General features: G+C 47.8%; 13 protein-coding genes. 3 read left to right on the top strand and 10 right to left on the bottom strand.

Features of this window, described 5'->3' with window-relative positions; all coding sequences use genetic code 11:
- Nucleotides 1–3 precede the first annotated feature (3 nt).
- A complete protein-coding gene (locus J3P40_RS05800; RefSeq protein ID WP_256003726.1) occupies nt 4–1455 on the top strand; it encodes a M1 family metallopeptidase in 1452 nt (483 codons plus the stop codon).
- A 75-nt stretch (nt 1456–1530) separates the two neighbouring features.
- Here J3P40_RS05800 and odhB read toward each other — a convergent pair whose 3' ends face one another.
- From odhB to J3P40_RS05780, 4 genes are all read right to left on the bottom strand, one after another.
- Entirely contained in the window at nt 1531–2772 is a 1242-nt protein-coding gene (odhB, locus tag J3P40_RS05795; RefSeq protein WP_256003725.1) for a 2-oxoglutarate dehydrogenase complex dihydrolipoyllysine-residue succinyltransferase, read from the bottom strand.
- Nucleotides 2773–2787: 15 nt separating this feature from the next.
- A complete protein-coding gene (locus J3P40_RS05790; protein WP_256003724.1) occupies nt 2788–5583 on the bottom strand; it encodes a 2-oxoglutarate dehydrogenase E1 component in 2796 nt (931 codons plus the stop codon).
- 65 nt (nt 5584–5648) lie between these two features.
- Nucleotides 5649–6527 (bottom strand): MerR family transcriptional regulator, encoded by an 879-nt coding sequence (locus J3P40_RS05785; RefSeq protein WP_256003723.1) that lies wholly within the window; start codon nt 6525–6527, stop codon nt 5649–5651.
- 116 nt (nt 6528–6643) lie between these two features.
- A complete protein-coding gene (locus J3P40_RS05780; protein WP_256003722.1) occupies nt 6644–7915 on the bottom strand; it encodes a DASH family cryptochrome in 1272 nt (423 codons plus the stop codon).
- 124 nt (nt 7916–8039) lie between these two features.
- On the opposite strand from J3P40_RS05780, the gene J3P40_RS05775 reads away from it, so the two are divergent.
- Both J3P40_RS05775 and J3P40_RS05770 read left to right on the top strand, forming a co-directional pair.
- Nucleotides 8040–8948 (top strand): TIGR01777 family oxidoreductase, encoded by a 909-nt coding sequence (locus tag J3P40_RS05775; protein WP_256003721.1) that lies wholly within the window; start codon nt 8040–8042, stop codon nt 8946–8948.
- A complete protein-coding gene (locus J3P40_RS05770; protein WP_256003720.1) occupies nt 8945–10255 on the top strand; it encodes a cryptochrome/photolyase family protein in 1311 nt (436 codons plus the stop codon). Before J3P40_RS05775 ends, J3P40_RS05770 begins: the two co-directional genes overlap by 4 nt.
- On the opposite strand, the gene J3P40_RS05765 is transcribed toward J3P40_RS05770, so the two are convergent.
- From J3P40_RS05765 to J3P40_RS05740, 6 genes are all read right to left on the bottom strand, one after another.
- On the bottom strand, nt 10248–11144 hold the full coding sequence (locus J3P40_RS05765; protein ID WP_256003719.1) for an FKBP-type peptidyl-prolyl cis-trans isomerase: 897 nt from the start codon (nt 11142–11144) through the stop codon (nt 10248–10250). The two genes, J3P40_RS05770 and J3P40_RS05765, sit on opposite strands and share 8 nt — an antisense overlap.
- Nucleotides 11145–11155: 11 nt before the next feature.
- Nucleotides 11156–11638 (bottom strand): FKBP-type peptidyl-prolyl cis-trans isomerase, encoded by a 483-nt coding sequence (locus J3P40_RS05760; RefSeq protein WP_256003718.1) that lies wholly within the window; start codon nt 11636–11638, stop codon nt 11156–11158.
- Between the two features lie 70 nt (nt 11639–11708).
- A complete protein-coding gene (locus tag J3P40_RS05755; RefSeq protein WP_256003716.1) occupies nt 11709–13499 on the bottom strand; it encodes an acyl-CoA dehydrogenase FadE in 1791 nt (596 codons plus the stop codon).
- Between the two features lie 27 nt (nt 13500–13526).
- Nucleotides 13527–14705, bottom strand: a complete 1179-nt coding sequence (locus J3P40_RS05750; RefSeq protein WP_256003715.1) for an acetyl-CoA C-acyltransferase — start codon at nt 14703–14705, stop codon at nt 13527–13529.
- 23 nt (nt 14706–14728) lie between these two features.
- Nucleotides 14729–17089 (bottom strand): 3-hydroxyacyl-CoA dehydrogenase/enoyl-CoA hydratase family protein, encoded by a 2361-nt coding sequence (locus J3P40_RS05745; RefSeq protein ID WP_256003714.1) that lies wholly within the window; start codon nt 17087–17089, stop codon nt 14729–14731.
- Nucleotides 17070–17528 carry a MarR family winged helix-turn-helix transcriptional regulator gene (locus tag J3P40_RS05740; protein ID WP_256003713.1) on the bottom strand — a complete coding sequence of 153 codons (459 nt, stop codon included), beginning with the start codon at nt 17526–17528 and terminating at the stop codon, nt 17070–17072. Before J3P40_RS05740 ends, J3P40_RS05745 begins: the two co-directional genes overlap by 20 nt.
- Between the last annotated feature and the right edge of the window lie 67 nt (nt 17529–17595).

Below are 17595 nucleotides of genomic sequence, written 5' to 3'. Positions count from 1 at the left end.
ATGATGAAAAGATTCTTTTTAAGCCTGGCACTAACGGCATTAGCCAAATTTGCCCTTGCACAGTTGCTTGGCCAGTCGGACGCCTTTACCCGGGCAGATACGCTAAGGGGTATGCTTACACCTTTGCGCACGTGCTATGACATCAACTATTATCACCTCGATGTGAAGCTGGATATTCCAGGTAGAGCTGTGAGCGGGAGCAACACGTTTCATTTTACGGCTGCAGATGATTTTAGCAGGCTGCAGTTCGATCTTTTCAGCAACATGAAAGTTGACCGAGTGATCTACAAAAACAAGCCCCTTAAGTTTACCCGTGAATTTAACGCTGTATTTGTAGACTTCCCTAGGGAGATTAAGAAAGGCAGTAAAGAAATCTTCACGGTCTACTATGCTGGCAAGCCGGTGGTTGCGAAGAATCCGCCATGGGATGGGGGCTTTATCTTTAAAAAAGACAAAGCGGGCAACCCTTGGGTATCTGTAGCCTGTCAGGGCCTGGGCGCAAGTGCCTGGTGGCCCAATAAGGACCATCAGAGCGATGAGGTAGACAGCATGCTGATCAGTGTTACGGTCCCAAAAGACCTGAAGGAAATCTCCAATGGCCGTTTACGCAGTGTGGTAGCAGTCGGCCGCGAACATATGCAGTATAACTGGTTTGTGGCCAACCCCATAAATAATTACAACGTGACCATGTATGTGGGCAAGTATGCGCACTGGAACGACAAGTACAAGGGAGAAAAAGGTGATTTAAGCCTCGATTTCTGGTCGCTCAAGGAAGATAGCGTAAAGGCGCGCCCGCATTGGGACGCCGACGTGAAACCCATGCTAAAGTCGTTCGAGCACTGGTTTGGCCCCTACCCCTTTTATGAAGACGGCTACAAACTTGTACAGGCGCCGCATTTGGGCATGGAACACCAAAGCGCGGTGGCGTACGGCAACCAGTTCAAGAAAGGATATCTGGGTGGCGATTTGTCGGATTCGGGCTGGGGCCTTAAGTTCGATTTTATAACGATACATGAATCTGGCCATGAATGGTTTGGCAACAATATCACGACCAAGGATATTGCGGATATGTGGGTACATGAGGCGTTTACAAATTATTCTGAAGCCTTGTTTGTGGAGAGTTTATATGGCAAGGAGGCGGGCGACCAGTATGTGAAAGGGATCAGGAGGAACATCAAAAATGACCGCCCGATTATTGGCTCCTATCATGTGAACAGTGAGGGCTCGGGAGATATGTATTATAAAGGTGCGAACATGATTCACCATATACGTAAGCTGATGAACGACGATGAGAAGTTCCGGGGCATTTTACGCGGATTAAATAAGACGTTCTACCATCAGACGGTAACCACTCAGCAGATTGAGGAATATATCAGCAGGGAGAGCGGGCTGGATTTGAAAGCATTGTTTGACCAGTACCTGCGCCAGGCCGCGCCGCCTGAGTATATAGATTGAGAGGGAAGCAATAGTATAAAAAAAGGTCGTAACTGATGGTTACGACCTTTTCTGTTTTATGCTTCTTGTTATAGATTATACGCCAAGGAGTAATCTTGCCGGGTCTTCAAGCAACTGCTTTACACGCACCAGGAAACCCACTGATTCACGGCCGTCAATGATCCGGTGATCGTAAGACAGGGCGACGTACATCATTGGTCTGATGACCACTTCGCCTTTTTCTGCTACAGGACGTTCTACGATATTGTGCATCCCTAAAATAGCCGACTGCGGGGCGTTGATGATCGGTGTAGACATCATGGAACCGAATACACCACCGTTGGTGATGGTAAAAGTTCCGCCGCTCATTTCTTCGATGGTAAGCTTACTGTCGCGCGCTTTCAAAGCCAGTTCCAACACTGATTTCTCAATCTGGGCCAGGCTCATGCTCTCTGCATTGCGAATTACCGGAACAACAAGTCCCTTGGGCGCAGATACAGCTATGGAGATATCGGCAAAGTCGTTATACACCACTTCCTCGCCTTCAATGCGGGCATTCACTGCAGGGAATTCTTTCAAGGCCTCGCAAACCGCTTTGGTGAAGAAACTCATGAAGCCAAGTCCGACGCCATGCTTTTCTTTGAACTGATCTTTATATTTCGAGCGCAGATCCATGATAGGCTTCATGTTCACCTCGTTAAAGGTGGTGAGCATAGCCGTCTCATTCTTAACGGTTACCAGGCGCTTCGCAACTGTTTTACGCAAAGGAGACATCTTTTCCCGACGCTCATTTCTTGATCCTGGTGCAGCAGCCGGACTTGCCGGATTTTTGCCCGATGCTGTCGGCGCAGTACTTTTCTGTTGTGGCTTCTGCGCATTCTGCGCATCTTCTTTAGTGATTCTGCCATCTACACCCGTGCCTTTAACGCTGGCCGGGTCTACCCCTTTTTCTGCCAGGATTTTGCCTGCTGCTGGTGAAGGTGTGCCGGTGGCGTAGCTTTCTCCGGATTTTTCAGCTACGGGAGCTGCTGAAGCATCTGACTTGGGGGAAGCCGCTTCCTGCTTAGGTTCAGCGGCACTTTCTTTTGGCTGCGAAGGCGCGCCGCCTTCTTCAATTTTACATACTACAGCACCGATGGCGAGCGTATCGCCCTCAGCGGCAACTGTCTTTAAAGTTCCAGCCTGCTCTGCTGTTAATTCAAAAGTAGCCTTGTCTGATTCCAGTTCGGCAATTACCTCGTCCATTTCAACAGCATCACCGTCGTTTTTCACCCAGCGCGACAAAACGACTTCGGTTATCGATTCGCCTACCGGCGGAACTTTTATTTCTATACTCATAACAGTGTATTATATTTAGTCTACGTTATATACCTTACTAACTGATTTCTTTGCGATTTTCTGCTCGGTTTCGGTAACCGGCATTTCGAAAGCGCGGGCCAAGATATAGGCCTGCTGATCTGCATGCTGCCTGGCAAAACCTGTGGCCGTACTGCTGCTTTCTTTTCTGGAAAGAACTTCCATGTCACTGAATGCTGTCTTTCTGAACTTACGAACCAGATATGGCCATGCGCCCATGTTTTCAGGCTCTTCCTGCACCCAAACCATTTCCTCAGCGTTTGGATACTGATTGTAAGCCTCCTCCATCTGCTTTACTGGTGTAGGGTACAATTGTTCTACACGCACTATAGCTACGTCTTTGACACTGTCTTTCTGCTGCTTTTCAAGCAATTCGTAATAGATCTTGCCTGTGCAGAACAACACCCGCCTTACATCCTTTTTGTTAAGGTTCGCGTCGACAATAACTTCCCGGAATCCGCCATCTGTGAAATCGGCCAGCGGAGATACGCACTGCGGATGGCGCAGCAGGCTCTTCGGTGTAAATACGACCAGAGGCTTGCGGAAGTCGCGCTTAAACTGCCTGCGTAATGCATGGAAGAAGTTTGCTGGCGTGGTGCAGTTAACAACCTGCATATTATAGTCGGCACACAGCTCCATAAAACGCTCTATGCGGGCCGATGAGTGCTCCGGGCCCTGGCCTTCGTAGCCGTGTGGTAAAAGCATTACCAAGCCGTTTTCACGCTGCCATTTTGTTTCAGCACTGGCTATATACTGATCTACAATGATCTGAGCGCCGTTAAAGAAGTCGCCGAACTGTGCTTCCCAAATGGTGAGCGCATTAGGATTGGCCATGGCATAACCATACTCAAAACCCAAAACGCCATACTCAGAAAGATGCGAGTTGTAGACATCAAATGGTGCCTGCTGATCTGATATGTTTGCAAGAGGGATATATTCCTCTTCTGAATCTTCGAGGGTAATTACGGCATGGCGATGAGAGAATGTACCCCGTTCGACGTCCTGCCCGCTTAATCTGACACGCTTGCCTTCTGCAAGCAATGTGCCGAATGCAAGCTGCTCGCCCATTGCCCAGTCGAACACATGGGTTTCGTTGGCCATCCGGCTGCGCTCTTCAAAAAGCTTTTCGATCTTCTTGAAGAATTTTTTCTCTGCCGGCAGGGTGCTGATCCGCTTGGCGACCTCCAGCAGGGTCGATTTTTTAACGGAGGTGTTCGGTGAGCTTTCGAAATCCTGTGGTGTGGCCAACCGCATGTCGGACCATGCTCCGCCAAACTTCACGTCCTGATAGGTTGAGGTGATTTCCCTGGCTTCGTTGAGCCGCTGCTGTAAAATACCACGGAATTCCTTTTCCATTTCTTTTGCCAGACTGGCCTCCAGCTTGCCCTCTCCAACCAGTTGCTTGATATAGATATCGCGCGGATTTGCATGCTTTTCGATGGCCTTGTATAACAGTGGCTGTGTAAATTTAGGTTCATCGGACTCGTTATGTCCAAACCTGCGGTAGCACAGGATGTCGATAAACACATCGTTGCGGTATTTCTGCCTGTATTCCATAGCCAGGTTAATGGCATAAACCAGTGCTTCAACATCATCTCCGTTAACGTGGAATACGGGAGACAAGGTTACTTTGGCAATATCTGTACAATAGGTGCTCGTTCTGGCGTCTTTAAAGTTGGTTGTAAACCCGATTTGGTTGTTGATGACCAGGTGAATGGTACCGCCGGTTTTATAACCGTCGAGCCCCGCCATCTGGATCACCTCGTACACGATACCCTGGCCGGCCACTGAGGCATCCCCATGGATCAGGATCGGTGCCAGCCGGGCATTATCGCCTCCGTATTTAAAGTCGATCTTGGATCTGCCCATACCTTCAACTACACTGTTGACGGTTTCAAGGTGGGACGGGTTAGGGCATAAGCTAAGGTGAACGCTCTTGCCGCTGTTTGTGGTTACATCTGTGGAATAACCCAGGTGATATTTTACGTCGCCGCCAAACGGTGACTCGGCGCTATAGCCTTTACCTTCAAATTCTGCAAAAATATCTTTATAGGTCTTCTGCATGATGTTGGCCAGCACATTCAGGCGGCCACGGTGTGCCATGCCTATCACAAATTCGTCTATCCCGAGCTCGGCACCTTTCTCAATGACAGAATCGAGCGCAGGGATCAGCGCTTCGGCCCCTTCAAGGGAGAATCGCTTCTGGCCAAGAAACTTGGTACCAAGGAAGTTCTCGAAGCTCACTGCTTCGTTTAATTTTTTAAGGATGCGGCGCTTTTCTTCGATAGAGAAGTTTGGCGTGTTGCGCGCCCCTTCCATCTTTTTCTCGATCCAGCGCAATACCTCAGGGGTACGTACATATTTATATTCTGCGCCGATGGAGCGGCAGTAGGTCTGCTTAAGAAAAGCGACGATCTCACTTAGTTTAGCTGCTCCTATACCGATTTCAACGCCTGAATTGAATACGGTATCCAGATCTGCGTTGCTCAGGCCAAAGTTTTCCAGATCAAGGGTAGGCAAATGCTGCCGGCGTTCCCTTACAGGGTTGGTTTGTGTAAATAGATGTCCTCTCTGCCTATAACCATTAATGAGATTCAGTACGCTGATTTCCTTTAAGAAATGCTCAGGAGTTTCGGCAGTAACTTCTGTTCCTGACGAACTCCTGCCAAAGTCGAAACCTTCGAAAAACTTCTGCCAGCCAAACTCGACCGACTCGGGATCTTCTTTATAAGCTTGATACAGGGACTCAATATATTCGGCATTAGCGCCGTTAAGATAAGACAAATTATCCATTACGTATGAATTGGTATAAGTGTTGCAAAATTAGAACTTTTAGCTGAATACAGGCCTAATACTCGTCATAAATCTTCGAGAAAATCGACCATGTCGCAAACATTTTTAAGCGGTGTCAACTGGTCTTTGACGAGTATGTCGAATTCAGAGATCAAACTTCCTGCCACCAGCAGGGGAACGTCCAAATTGTCCATAACTTTTGTGATCACTTTATTGATATCTTTCCCAAGATTCATGGAGGTAAGCACCATTAAAGCGTAGTCAGGTTTGTAAGATACAATCACTTTCTTCAGATCGGCGTATGGGACTTCCGATCCTAAATACAGCACATCCTGCCCGCATTTTTTAAGGAGATAGCGGGCAAAGAGCAAGCCGGTTTCGTGCATCTCGTTTTCGGGCAAAAACAGGAGAAAACGCTTTTTATCTGCCTTTTTAGGTTTGTGCAGTTTATCGATCTCCACGATGATTTTGTCGCGGATGAGATTAGAGGCAAAGTGTTCGTGAGAGGGGTCTATGGCTCCGGTTTGCCATAGCATTCCCACGCGTTTCATGAACGGGAAAAGTACAAGGTCCATGGCATTGATGAGACCCATTTCCTCTATGCAGCCGCTCAGAATTTTAGAGAACGCGGGTTCGTCATATTTTACTGTTGCATCGGAAAGATTGAGAATTTGAACGGAATCGTTCTTCCAGTCGCTTTTTAACTGGGAAACCAGATCAGATATCTGCTTCCGGCTCATTCGCGCGATTTTGCTGATCTTGTAACCGTTCTCATTCAGCGCCACGATATTGAGCAGGATCTTGAGGTCGTCCTCGTCGTAGTATCTGATATTGGTTGCAGTACGTTTGGGCGGAACCAGGTTATACCGGGTTTCCCAGGCCCTGATGGTATGGGCCTTGATGCCTATAAGTCCTTCTATGTCACTTATTGAAAATGTTTTCACCGTACTACCTCCAACAAACGTTAAACAAAATTGTTTCGAACAACGATTGTTGTTCAAGACTTGCCGAAGATAGTAATTTAAATGATTTAATTCGTGGCACTTACAGGGCCCTCTGCTCAGGCCACGTCGGCGATATCCATATCGAAGACCTTGATTTGCTTTTCGAGGTCAAAAGCAGCTTTATTGGTAACGTTCAGGCCTTTGTGGGCTACGCTGGCCCAATTACCCCAATTGCTCGCGGGAGCATAATCGACCAGCTTTTCTTCAAAGTATGCGGCGCCCCTGATCCAGTCCTGCTTGAGCACATACACGAGATACGTGGCCACAACAAGCCGACCTGCATGCGGTATGTAGCCAGATTTGTTCAGCTCGTTCATATATCCATCTACCAGCGCATTACCGGTTTGCCCTGTCTTCCACCTGACGAGAGCCTCCGGCTCAGCATCTTTATCTTGACGGACGAATTGTTCGAATTCGGAATCCCTAAAAAAGCCGATACCGTGTTTTTTAAACATAAAGCGGTAATAATCGCGCCATAGCAGGCCCAGAAGCACCTGATTAAAATTCGCGGCCCCGGGTACCTGATCAGCCGCCTTCATTGTCCAGTAGACCTTACGCGGCGACAAACAGCCCAAGGCTAACCAGGGCGACAGCCGGGAGAAAAAAGCCTGCTTTCCGGGCGGTTGCTTCGCAGGCCGGTCATAAATCGTGGAGCCGCTACTCAATAATGTGTTGAGATGCTGCAGACCGGCATGCTCCCCGCCGGGTAAATCGCTTTCAGGCACAGCCTCCTCTGAGAAACCCAGGGCTTTCAGATCAGGCACATCTCCCCAGGCTTCACTTTCCACAAAAACGATATGCTCAGGTTCCTCATAGCAAGGTTTGACTATCGCATCGCGCTCGGTTTTCTTTTTAAACTGTGAGAATACATCGGGTATATCTTTAATCGGGAAAGGAAGATCTTCCTTATTATACAAGGTATGCCCGATGAAATGCTTCAGGTTTATCTTCTGCTTCCACAGCGCGTCCTCTACGTTGGCAGATACGGATGTTTCCTCAAAACCTACTTCTCTGTGATGGTAAACCTCTGAGATATCGTATTTCTCCACAAGTGAACAGATGTGCGATTCGGGTGAACCGGTGATAACAAGCAGATTGCCGCCTTTTCGTATCATGGCCTCTCGCAAAGACAGCACACTTTCAATCAGGAACTTAGCACGGCCTGCCCCCGTTTTATCGGTTTGGAGGTTGGTACTCCCGAAATGCCTGGGATCAAAGAAGTAGACGGGAAGAATACCGTCTGACTTAGCCACGGCTTCTACCAGCATCTCATTATCGTGCAGACGCAAGTCATTCCTAAACCAGACTAAAATTCTCTTGGATCTCACTCGTAAAACGCTTTGTATTTGGATATTATAAATACAAAAATATACGATTTTACCGGTTAAAATGCAGATATATCGCAATATTTACAATAACAAAACAAATAAAAAATCCGTAGGTTATTAGTGCATGGCAAAACAGATTCTGATCACTGGGGCGACGGGCATGATAGGTAAAAAGCTTATCGCTGCACTTCAAGATAAAGGTTACGGCATATCTGTCTTGTCGAGAGCACCTCATGCATCGCCTGATGTTAAAACCTATCTATGGAACATTTCCAGCGGCAAAATAGATCCGGCCTGTCTGGATGGTGTAGAAGCCATTATACATCTTGCCGGTGAAAACGTTGCAGCTAAAAAGTGGACTGAGCAGCAGAAACAACGGATCGTCGACAGCCGGGTTAAATCAACAGAACTCTTGTACAAGACCATTAAACAGACAGGCGCCCCGGTGCAGGTGATGATTTCTGCTTCTGCTGTAGGGTACTATGGCGACAGCGGCGATGAAATCCTTACCGAAACTGCGACTCCGGGATACGATTTTCTGGCGAGCTGCTGCCAGCAATGGGAAGAGGCGGTAGACCGGGGCAGATCTCTCGGACTAAGGATAGTCAAACTCCGCACCGGGGTTGTTTTGGACAAATCCTCGGGTGCGCTTTCTGCGCTGGAAAAGCCGATACGGCTTTTTGTGGGTGCACCGATAGGCACTGGCAGGCAATGGGTGCCCTGGATACATATTGATGATATTGTTAACATGTATGTCGGCGCCCTCTCCGATCCACTATACCTGGGGGCTTACAATGCCTGCGCACCCTTTCCGGTAACAAACGAAACGCTGACAAAACAGCTTGCGAAGAAACTGAGCCGACCTGCATGGCCAATTCATGTTCCCGAAAAAGTCATGCAGATGATTATGGGAGAAATGAGTAGTATTGTACTTATGAGTTCGAATACTTCTGCGCAAAAGATCCTTGATCAGGGCTTTCAGTTCAGGTACACATACCTTGAGGATGCGCTTCACGATATTTATGGCAAATGAGTCAGGAGATCAGCATCTGCTGGCTAAGACGTGATCTTCGCCTGGAGGACAATGCAGCACTTTATCATGCGCTCCGGAACGAATACCCGGTCCTGATCCTCTTCATTTTCGACAAAAATATTCTCAATAAGCTATCGGATCGCTATGACCCAAGGGTTACTTTCATACACGACACGATCAGACAGTTAAAGGACGAACTGGAAAAGAATGGCTCCTCGATGCTGGTCTTGTATGATACCCCGGAACAGGCATGGTCTGCAGTGGTGCGGAAATACAACATCAAGGCGGTCTACACGAACCACGACTACGAGCCTTATGCGCGGGAAAGGGATGATGCGCTGGCGGAGTTTCTCAGATCTGAGGACATTATCTTTAAAACATTTAAGGACCAAACCATCTTTGACCGGGATGAGTTGCTGAAGTCGGACGGTAAGCCATATACCGTCTTTACGCCCTATTACAGGGAATGGCAGAAAAAACTAACACCCTTTTACTTCCGCCCCTATCCTACCGAAAGGTATTTTAAAAATCTGTGGAAAACGGCGCCGGCAGATCTGCCCTCGATAGAAGAACTTGGTTTTAGCAGGAGTGACAAAGCATTACCATCCAGAGAATTTGAGCACAAGCTTCAAAGCTATGAGCAGGACCGGGACTTTCCGTCTGCCGATGCAACCACGCATATTGGCATCCACCTTCGCTTTGGTACGGTTAGCATCCGGAGAGCCGCTGCCAAAGCACTGGAGCACGGAGCGCATAAGTGGCTTTCGGAACTTGCCTGGCGCGACTTCTATATGATGATACTCTGGCATTTTCCGCACACGGTGAGCCAGTCGTTCAAGCCTGCCTACGATCAGATTGAGTGGAGAAATAATGAGTCTGAATTCAATGCCTGGTGCCGGGGAGAGACCGGGTTCGCCCTGGTAGATGCGGGCATGCGTCAGTTGAACGCCACCGGCTTTATGCACAACAGGCTTCGGATGCTTACAGCCAGCTTTCTAACCAAGCACTTGTTGGTCGACTGGCGTTGGGGCGAAGCTTACTTCGCTGAAAAACTGCTTGATTACGAGATGGCCAGCAATGTAGGCGGCTGGCAGTGGGCATGTGGGTGCGGGAATGATGCCGCACCTTATTTCAGAATATTTAATCCGGAGCTTCAGTTGTTGAAATATGATCCGAAACTCGAATTTGTGTCTAAATGGATACCGGAACTTAAACAACAAATGCATGTTACACCTATTGTAGAACATGCATTTGCAAGGGAACGTGCTTTACGCACCTTCAAAAAAGCTTTAAATACGGCTAGTTAACCACTGAAGTAATCTCAATATCAAAGTCGAGACTACCATTTGGCGGCACAACCGTGGCCCCGTACGAATCATATTGTCCGTCCGTGCCGTACGCTAGTACTGAGGGCACGAATAATCTAAGCTTGGCTCCTTGCTTAAACTTAGTGAGCACACGCCAGCCATCTACGTTCCCACCAAGCAGACCGGTATATGCGTCTGAGGAGTTAAAAACATTTCCGCCAAGGTTCCTGGCAGCATATTTAGTGGTCACATTGGAATAGATATCTTTCACTGGTTCACCAGATCCAGCATCGGCAAGCACATAATAAACTCCGGAGGCGTCTTTTGTTGCTGTTATGTTGTTTGCGGTTAAGAATGACCTGATGTGCATATCATCTATCTCAGCCTGGGTTTCAGCATAAGTCTTAACCGTCAGATCGAGAATCTCATTTGAAGGGATATTCAAAATATCCATGCCGTTTTTTCCAAAAGCCAGATAAGAAGGCAGGATAATGCGGACCGTGCCGCCAGGACCGATCTTCTGCATTGTTGTCAGGATAGCTTTAATTTTTATACCCAACAGCTGATCTGTATAGCCAACAAAGGTCCCAAGATTAACATATTCCGGGGAGGTATAATAGGTGGTTCCATTCAACAAAGATTTCACCGTAACTACATACCTCACAGAATCGGTAGTCTTGAAAAGATCACCTTCCCCCTGGCTCACAATCTGGTAATAATATCCCGAACCTTCCGGATCTTTAACTGCAGACACCCCATTCTTGGAGATATATTCAGATATCTTGGCATCATCAATATTCTCAATGTACTCATAGTCTTTCTGGCATGCAACTAAGCTTGCAGCCATACCTATCAGGACCAGGACATGCACTTGTATCTTTCTTAACATATATGTATTCACTATTTTTTAACTACTTCAAATATTTCAACCCTAAAATGCAGCGGGGAATTCAGCGGAACGTTTGATACGGGGAAATCCTTGTACGCCATTGTGGAAGGGATAAGTAAACGTATTTGTCCGCCACCTTTTACCAGCGGCAATCCTCTTTTCCAGCCTTCTATGCTCTCCTTTAAATTAAACCGGTAGGGCGTTTCTCCTGAGGAACTGCTAAATACAGTATTGGCGCTATCCAAAAGCCGCCCTTCGTAAAAAACAGCCAGGGAATCCCTTTCTGTAATACTTTCACCGGTTCCGTTCTCTATAATCTCATAATACAGACCGCTCGCATCTTTCGTAAGCGCTGTTCCGGAAGTATCCGCCCAGCGTAGTATGCGCTCCTCGTCCTTTGCGTATTGTGCTTCAGCATCATAAGGCTCCGGCTTTTCACAAGCCGCAGCTCCGACAATTACAAACAACCCGACTAAAAGCCTGCTCTTTAACATTATGCACAAAAGTAGTCTTTTATTGCCGACGGCACAATATTTAACCTATTTTAACAATTCTGAAGTCGGACTAGTAGCAATACCGGTTGGCAGAAATAAGTTCCTGCGCAACCTGCTGACGAACCTCTTTTGCGTTGAATGGTTCCATCTTGGTAAACCTCCGCAAACCGACCATCATCATGCGAAGCTCATCGCCCTCAGCAAAGCCCCACAACGCGTCTTTACCTGCTTTTTGCACGGCATCGACAGCCTCCACGAGGTATATTTTAAGCAGGTTCAGCTGACCTCCGCAGGCGTCGGCTCCGCGCAGGTTGACAAGTTTTTCCGTCCTAAGCATGGCCGATTCTGCCACATAGACATAGCTAGCCATATCAGCGATATTCATGAGTATCTCTTGCTCCTTGGCCAGGCTCATCATGAACTTTTGTACGGCTGCTCCGGCAACCATCAACGTAGCCTTTTTCAAATTAGCGATGATTTTCTTTTCTGCGGCAAAAGGTGAGTCGTCCGCTTCACCAAAATCGGGGATGGCCATCAGTTCAGATGCCACCTGTGTTGCCGGTGTCATCAGATCCAGCTCGCCTTTCATCGCCCGCTTCAAGATCATGTCTACCGTCAGCAAGCGGTTAATCTCATTTGTGCCCTCAAATATCCGGTTGATTCGCGCGTCGCGATATGCCCTGTCCATAGGAGCCTCTGCAGAGAAGCCCATTCCACCATAAATCTGAACGCCCTCGTCGGTCACAAAATCCAAGGCTTCGGAGCCCCAAACTTTTAATATCGCACATTCTACAGCAAACTGTTCTGTGGATTTAAGCTTGGCTTTCCCCTCATCCATCCCCGAGGCCACCAATGCCTCATAGGCATCATCAATATTTTGCCCGGCACGATAATTTGCCGATTCAACGGCGTATACTTTCGCCGCCATCTCGGCCAACTTGTGTCTTATAGCGCCATACTTGGATATTGGCCGGCCAAATTGCACCCGCTCATTTGCATAATTTACGGCCATACTGATTACTCCCTTGGAAGCACCAATGGCAGCTGCTGCTAGCTTTATGCGTCCGATATTTAAAATATTGACAGCGATCTTAAACCCGTTTCCACGTTCAGAAAGCATATTTTCTGCAGGTACGCGACAATCGTTGAAGAATAACTGCCGGGTGGAGGAGCCTTTAATCCCCATTTTTCGTTCTTCCGGATTCATGGTTATGCCACCAAAATCGCGTTCTACAATGAACGCAGTCAGGTTAGCATCATCATCTATCTTAGCGAACACTATGAACACATCAGCAAAACCACCGTTGGTTATCCACATTTTCTGACCGTTGATCAGGTAGTGCTCTCCGTCCTCAGACAAAATGGCTTTCGTGCTTCCGGAATTTGCGTCCGATCCTGAATTTGGTTCGGTAAGACAGTACGCAGCCTTCCATTCCCCGGTAGCAAGTTTAGGGATATATTTGTCTTTTTGCTTTTGATTGCCATAGTAGAGAATTGGCAGCGTTCCGATTCCCGTATGGGCCGAAAGCGCAACAGCAAAGGAATGCCCGGCACCTATTACATCGGCCACCAGCATAGAAGTATTGAAATTTTTTCCGAAACCGCCGTAGTTCTCGGGTATGGAAACCGCCAGCAGGCCGAGTTCGCCTGCCTTGTCCATTAAAGATTCCATCAGGCCGGCTTCCTGCGCGTCGATCCGGTCAAGGTTAGGAAACACTTCTGTTTTCAGGAAATCTTCGCAGGTTTGTGCGATCATCTTTTGTTCCTCGTCAAATTCTTCGGGAATAAATACATCCTGCCATGGAGTTTCGCTGATTAAAAATTCTCCGCCCTTAATGGTATTTCTTTCTTTCGCTTCCATTTCAAAACTGGTTTTGTACTACAATTATTAAAGCATTTCAAATATTCCGGCCGCGCCCTGCCCGGTACCCACACACATGGTTACCATGCCATATCTTTTCTCGCGCCTTTTCAGTTCGTTAAATAGCTGCACGGTTAGTTTAGCGCCCGAACAACCCAAAGGGTGCCCCAAGGCAATGGCGCCACCATTTACGTTCAGCCTTTCCTTGTCCAGACCAAGCTCCCTTACAATGGCAAGCGACTGGGACGCAAAGGCTTCGTTCAACTCGATCAGATCCATTTGACCAAGCGACATTCCCGCCATATCCAGGGCCTTTGGAATGGCATGTATGGGACCGATCCCCATGATGCGTGGAGGAACGCCTGACACACCGTAACTGACCAGTCGGGCTAAAGGCTTTACGCCAAGCTCCTTCATTCGTTTTTCGGAAACGACCAATACAAAAGCTGCTCCGTCGGATGTCTGAGACGAATTGCCCGCCGTAATACAGCCATTCGCAGCAAATACAGGTTTCAGCTTAGATAAGCGCTCTAAAGTGGTGTCGGCCCTGGGTCCCTCATCTGTGTCTACCACATAGCTGCGCGTCTTCTTCTTCATATCGGCGTCGAGGTAGGTTTCCTCTATAGTGATAGGCAGCACGCCGGCTTTAAGGTGACCATTTTGCGTAGCCGCGACAGCCTTCATGTGCGACTGGTAAGCAAACTCATCCTGATCTTCACGGCTTACATTGAATTCCCGTGCGACCGCCTCGGCCGTCAGGCCCATACCCCAATACCAGTCTGGATTGCTTCGCGCAACACGTTCATTGGGTACGAGTTTCCATCCGCCGAAGGGCATGCCAGACATTACTTCTACGCCTCCCGCAATAATGCAATCGGCCATACCCGTACGGATCTTGGCCACAGCCATAGCGATGGTCTCCAACCCCGATGCACAGTAGCGGTTTACCGTTACCCCCGGCACCTTTTCTGTATCAAGTCCCATCAGAGAAATCATACGACCTATATTCAATCCCTGTTCAGCCTCTGGTGTAGCATTACCTACAATAACATCATCAATACGGTCTTTTTCAAGACCTGGCACCGAACTGACCAGCCCGCGGACCACCTCCGCGGCAAGATCATCGGCCCGCGTGAACCGGAACACACCTCTTGGTGCCTTTCCAACCGCCGTACGGTATCCTGCTATGATATATGCTTCCTGCATGTTCTTCTGCTTTAATATAAAACTTAATTGCGCAAGGGCTTACCCTTTGTTACGATACTTTGAATACGCTCCAGTGTCTTTCTTTCACCGCAGAGCGAAAGAAATGCCTCCCGCTCTAAATCAAGCAGGTATTGTTCTGTCACTTCGGTTGGCACAGAAAGATCGCCTCCGCACATCACCCAACCCAGCTTCTCTGATATTTTCTTATCATGCTCAGAAATGTAATTTCCTGAATACATGGAATTTGCTCCCGCGTAAACGATGCCGAGCCCTTGCTTACCCAGCACTTTAATGTCTCTCCTCGGTACGGGCCTGGTATATCCTGCTTCTGCCAGAGCTATTGCTTTTGCTTTTGCATCGGCAATTAACCGGCTTCGGTTCATCGTTATCGCAAACTTATCCTTAAGCAGATATCCGAGTTCAGCGGCCTCCACAGCTGAGGTAGACACTTTAGCTGTCCCGATAGTCAGGAAACGATCTTTGAGCACATTTTGCGCGATCTGGTCTTCTTTGAATTCATCGGATGCACGCAGCGCAAATTCTTTTGTGCCGCCTCCCCCTGGAATGACCCCTACGCCAAACTCAACAAGCCCCATATAGGTTTCGGCATATAGCTGCACATGATCTGCGTGCAAACTGAATTCGCAGCCGCCGCCCAGCGTAAGGTTGTGCGGGGCCACCACGACGGGTATAGATGAATATCTGATCCGCATGGAGGTGTTCTGAAACATCCTGACTGCAAGGTTGAGTTCATCCCACTCCTGCTCAACTGCCATCAGGAAAATCATTCCCACATTAGCACCAGCGCTAAAATTAGCCCCGTCGTTGCCTATGACCAAACCTCTGTATTCCTTTTCGGCCATATCAATCGCCTTATTAATGGCCTGCAAAGTATCGCCTCCGATAGTGTTCATCTTCGAATGGAACTCGACGTTCAATATGCCGTCGCCCAAATCGATAATGGAGGCTCCAGAATTTTTCCAAATCAGCTTACTGGCCCTCAGATCGTCGAGAACGACAAAAGCTGCGGCACCGGGTAATTCTTTGTAGGCTTTCGCATCAATATCATAGTATTTGCTTATGCCGTTTTCCGTTTTGTAAAAACGCTCATAACCAGCAGCAAGCATTTCGTGCACCCAGGGAGCCGCTTCATGACCATAAGCTTTCATCCCTTCCAGAGCATTCGCCACGCCCAGAGCATCCCAAACCTCAAAGGGCCCGAGTTCCCAGCCGAAGCCGGATCTCATGGCATCATCAATGCGGTACAGCTCGTCCGATATCTCGGGAATCCGGTCAGACACATATTCGAACAGTCCGAAAAAGGATGCCCGGAATAAATCAGCAGCCTTGTCCTTTCCTGCAGCAAAAATTTTCATACGCTCCCGCACGTTATCTACCGGCTTGACCAGGTCGAGCGTAGCGGACTTAACTTTAACCTGCGGACGATATTCCAGCGTTTTTAAATCCAGCGCCAGAATCTCAGTCTTCCCCTCGGCGGTTTTAGTCTTCTTGTAAAAACCCTGCCCCGTCTTGTCGCCCAGCCACTGGTTGATTTCCATCTGCTGCACATAGGCCGGAAGTTTGAAGAGTTCGTGAGCCTTATCGCCCGGCACATTATCGTAAAGACCCTTGGCCACTTTAATCATGGTGTCGAGCCCTACTACGTCGGTAGTACGAAAGGTCGCCGATTTAGGTCTGCCCAGGGCTGGACCGGTAAATTTGTCTACCTCCTCTACGGTAAGTCCCATTTTTTCGATCAGGTGCAGCAAGGCCATTATAGAATACACACCAACCCGGTTAGCTATAAAGGCGGGGGTATCCTTACATAAGACCGTTGTTTTACCCAAAAACTTATCTCCATATGCCATCAGGAAATCGACAACATCCTGTTTTGTATAAGAAGTGGGGATAACCTCGAGCAAGCGCAGGTAACGCGGTGGATTAAAAAAATGTGTGCCGCAAAAATGCGCCTTAAAATCATCACTGCGTCCCTCAGCCATCAAACGTATAGGGATGCCAGAGGTATTGGATGTAACCAGTGTTCCTGCTTTTCTGTATTGCTCTACCTGATCGAAAACTGATCTTTTGATCTCAAGATTTTCAACAACTACCTCTATAATCCAGTCACAGCTAGCGAGTTTAGGCATATCATCTTGAAAATTGCCTGTTGCAATCTTCTGAACAACCTTTTTGGAATATACCGGCGAAGGACTAGATTGAAGTGTGTTCTGTAAAGCTGCGTCTACAATGCCGTTTTTTGCACCATCCTTAGCGGGGATATCAAGCAACAGTACCTGCACACCGATGTTTGCAAAGTGACAGGCAATGCGTGATCCCATAATTCCGGAACCCAGAACAGCTACACTATTTATTTTCTTGTTCATGATATAACGAATTGATCGGATAAGCCGACGTCAGTTTATTCAGTTTCTGCAAGGTTTTAATCAGGCCCTGCTTTTCATTAATGCTGAGATTCTCGTTCAGGTATTCATTAAACTTCACGACAACATCCCTTGCCTCCTGCCGCTTGTCGCGACCAAAATCGGTGAGATATACCTTGACGGAACGCTTATCTCCATCCGAGGTTTCACGGTAAATCAGGTCGAGCTCCTCCATATTGTTGAGCATTCTAGACAGGCTGGTTGCTTTTACACCCAGCATACCTGCAAGTTGCGTAACCGGAGTACCCTCTTTTTCAATATTAATGAGCACATACCCGATAGCCTGAGTAATCCCAAAGCCAGAGGCGACCTGGTTATACATGTTTGCCATGTTTTGCCAAACTACCTTCAAATAATAGTCAACCGTATCCTGCTGTTTCATTTATATTATGCTTGCATAACAAAGCTAATCAATAAAATCGTTGATTACAATACCAATTTTAAGGTAA

Source organism: Pedobacter deserti (genome assembly GCF_024436415.1).
Lineage (GTDB): Bacteria > Bacteroidota > Bacteroidia > Sphingobacteriales > Sphingobacteriaceae > Pedobacter > Pedobacter faecalis.
This window is presented reverse-complemented; position numbering and strand designations above follow the sequence as displayed.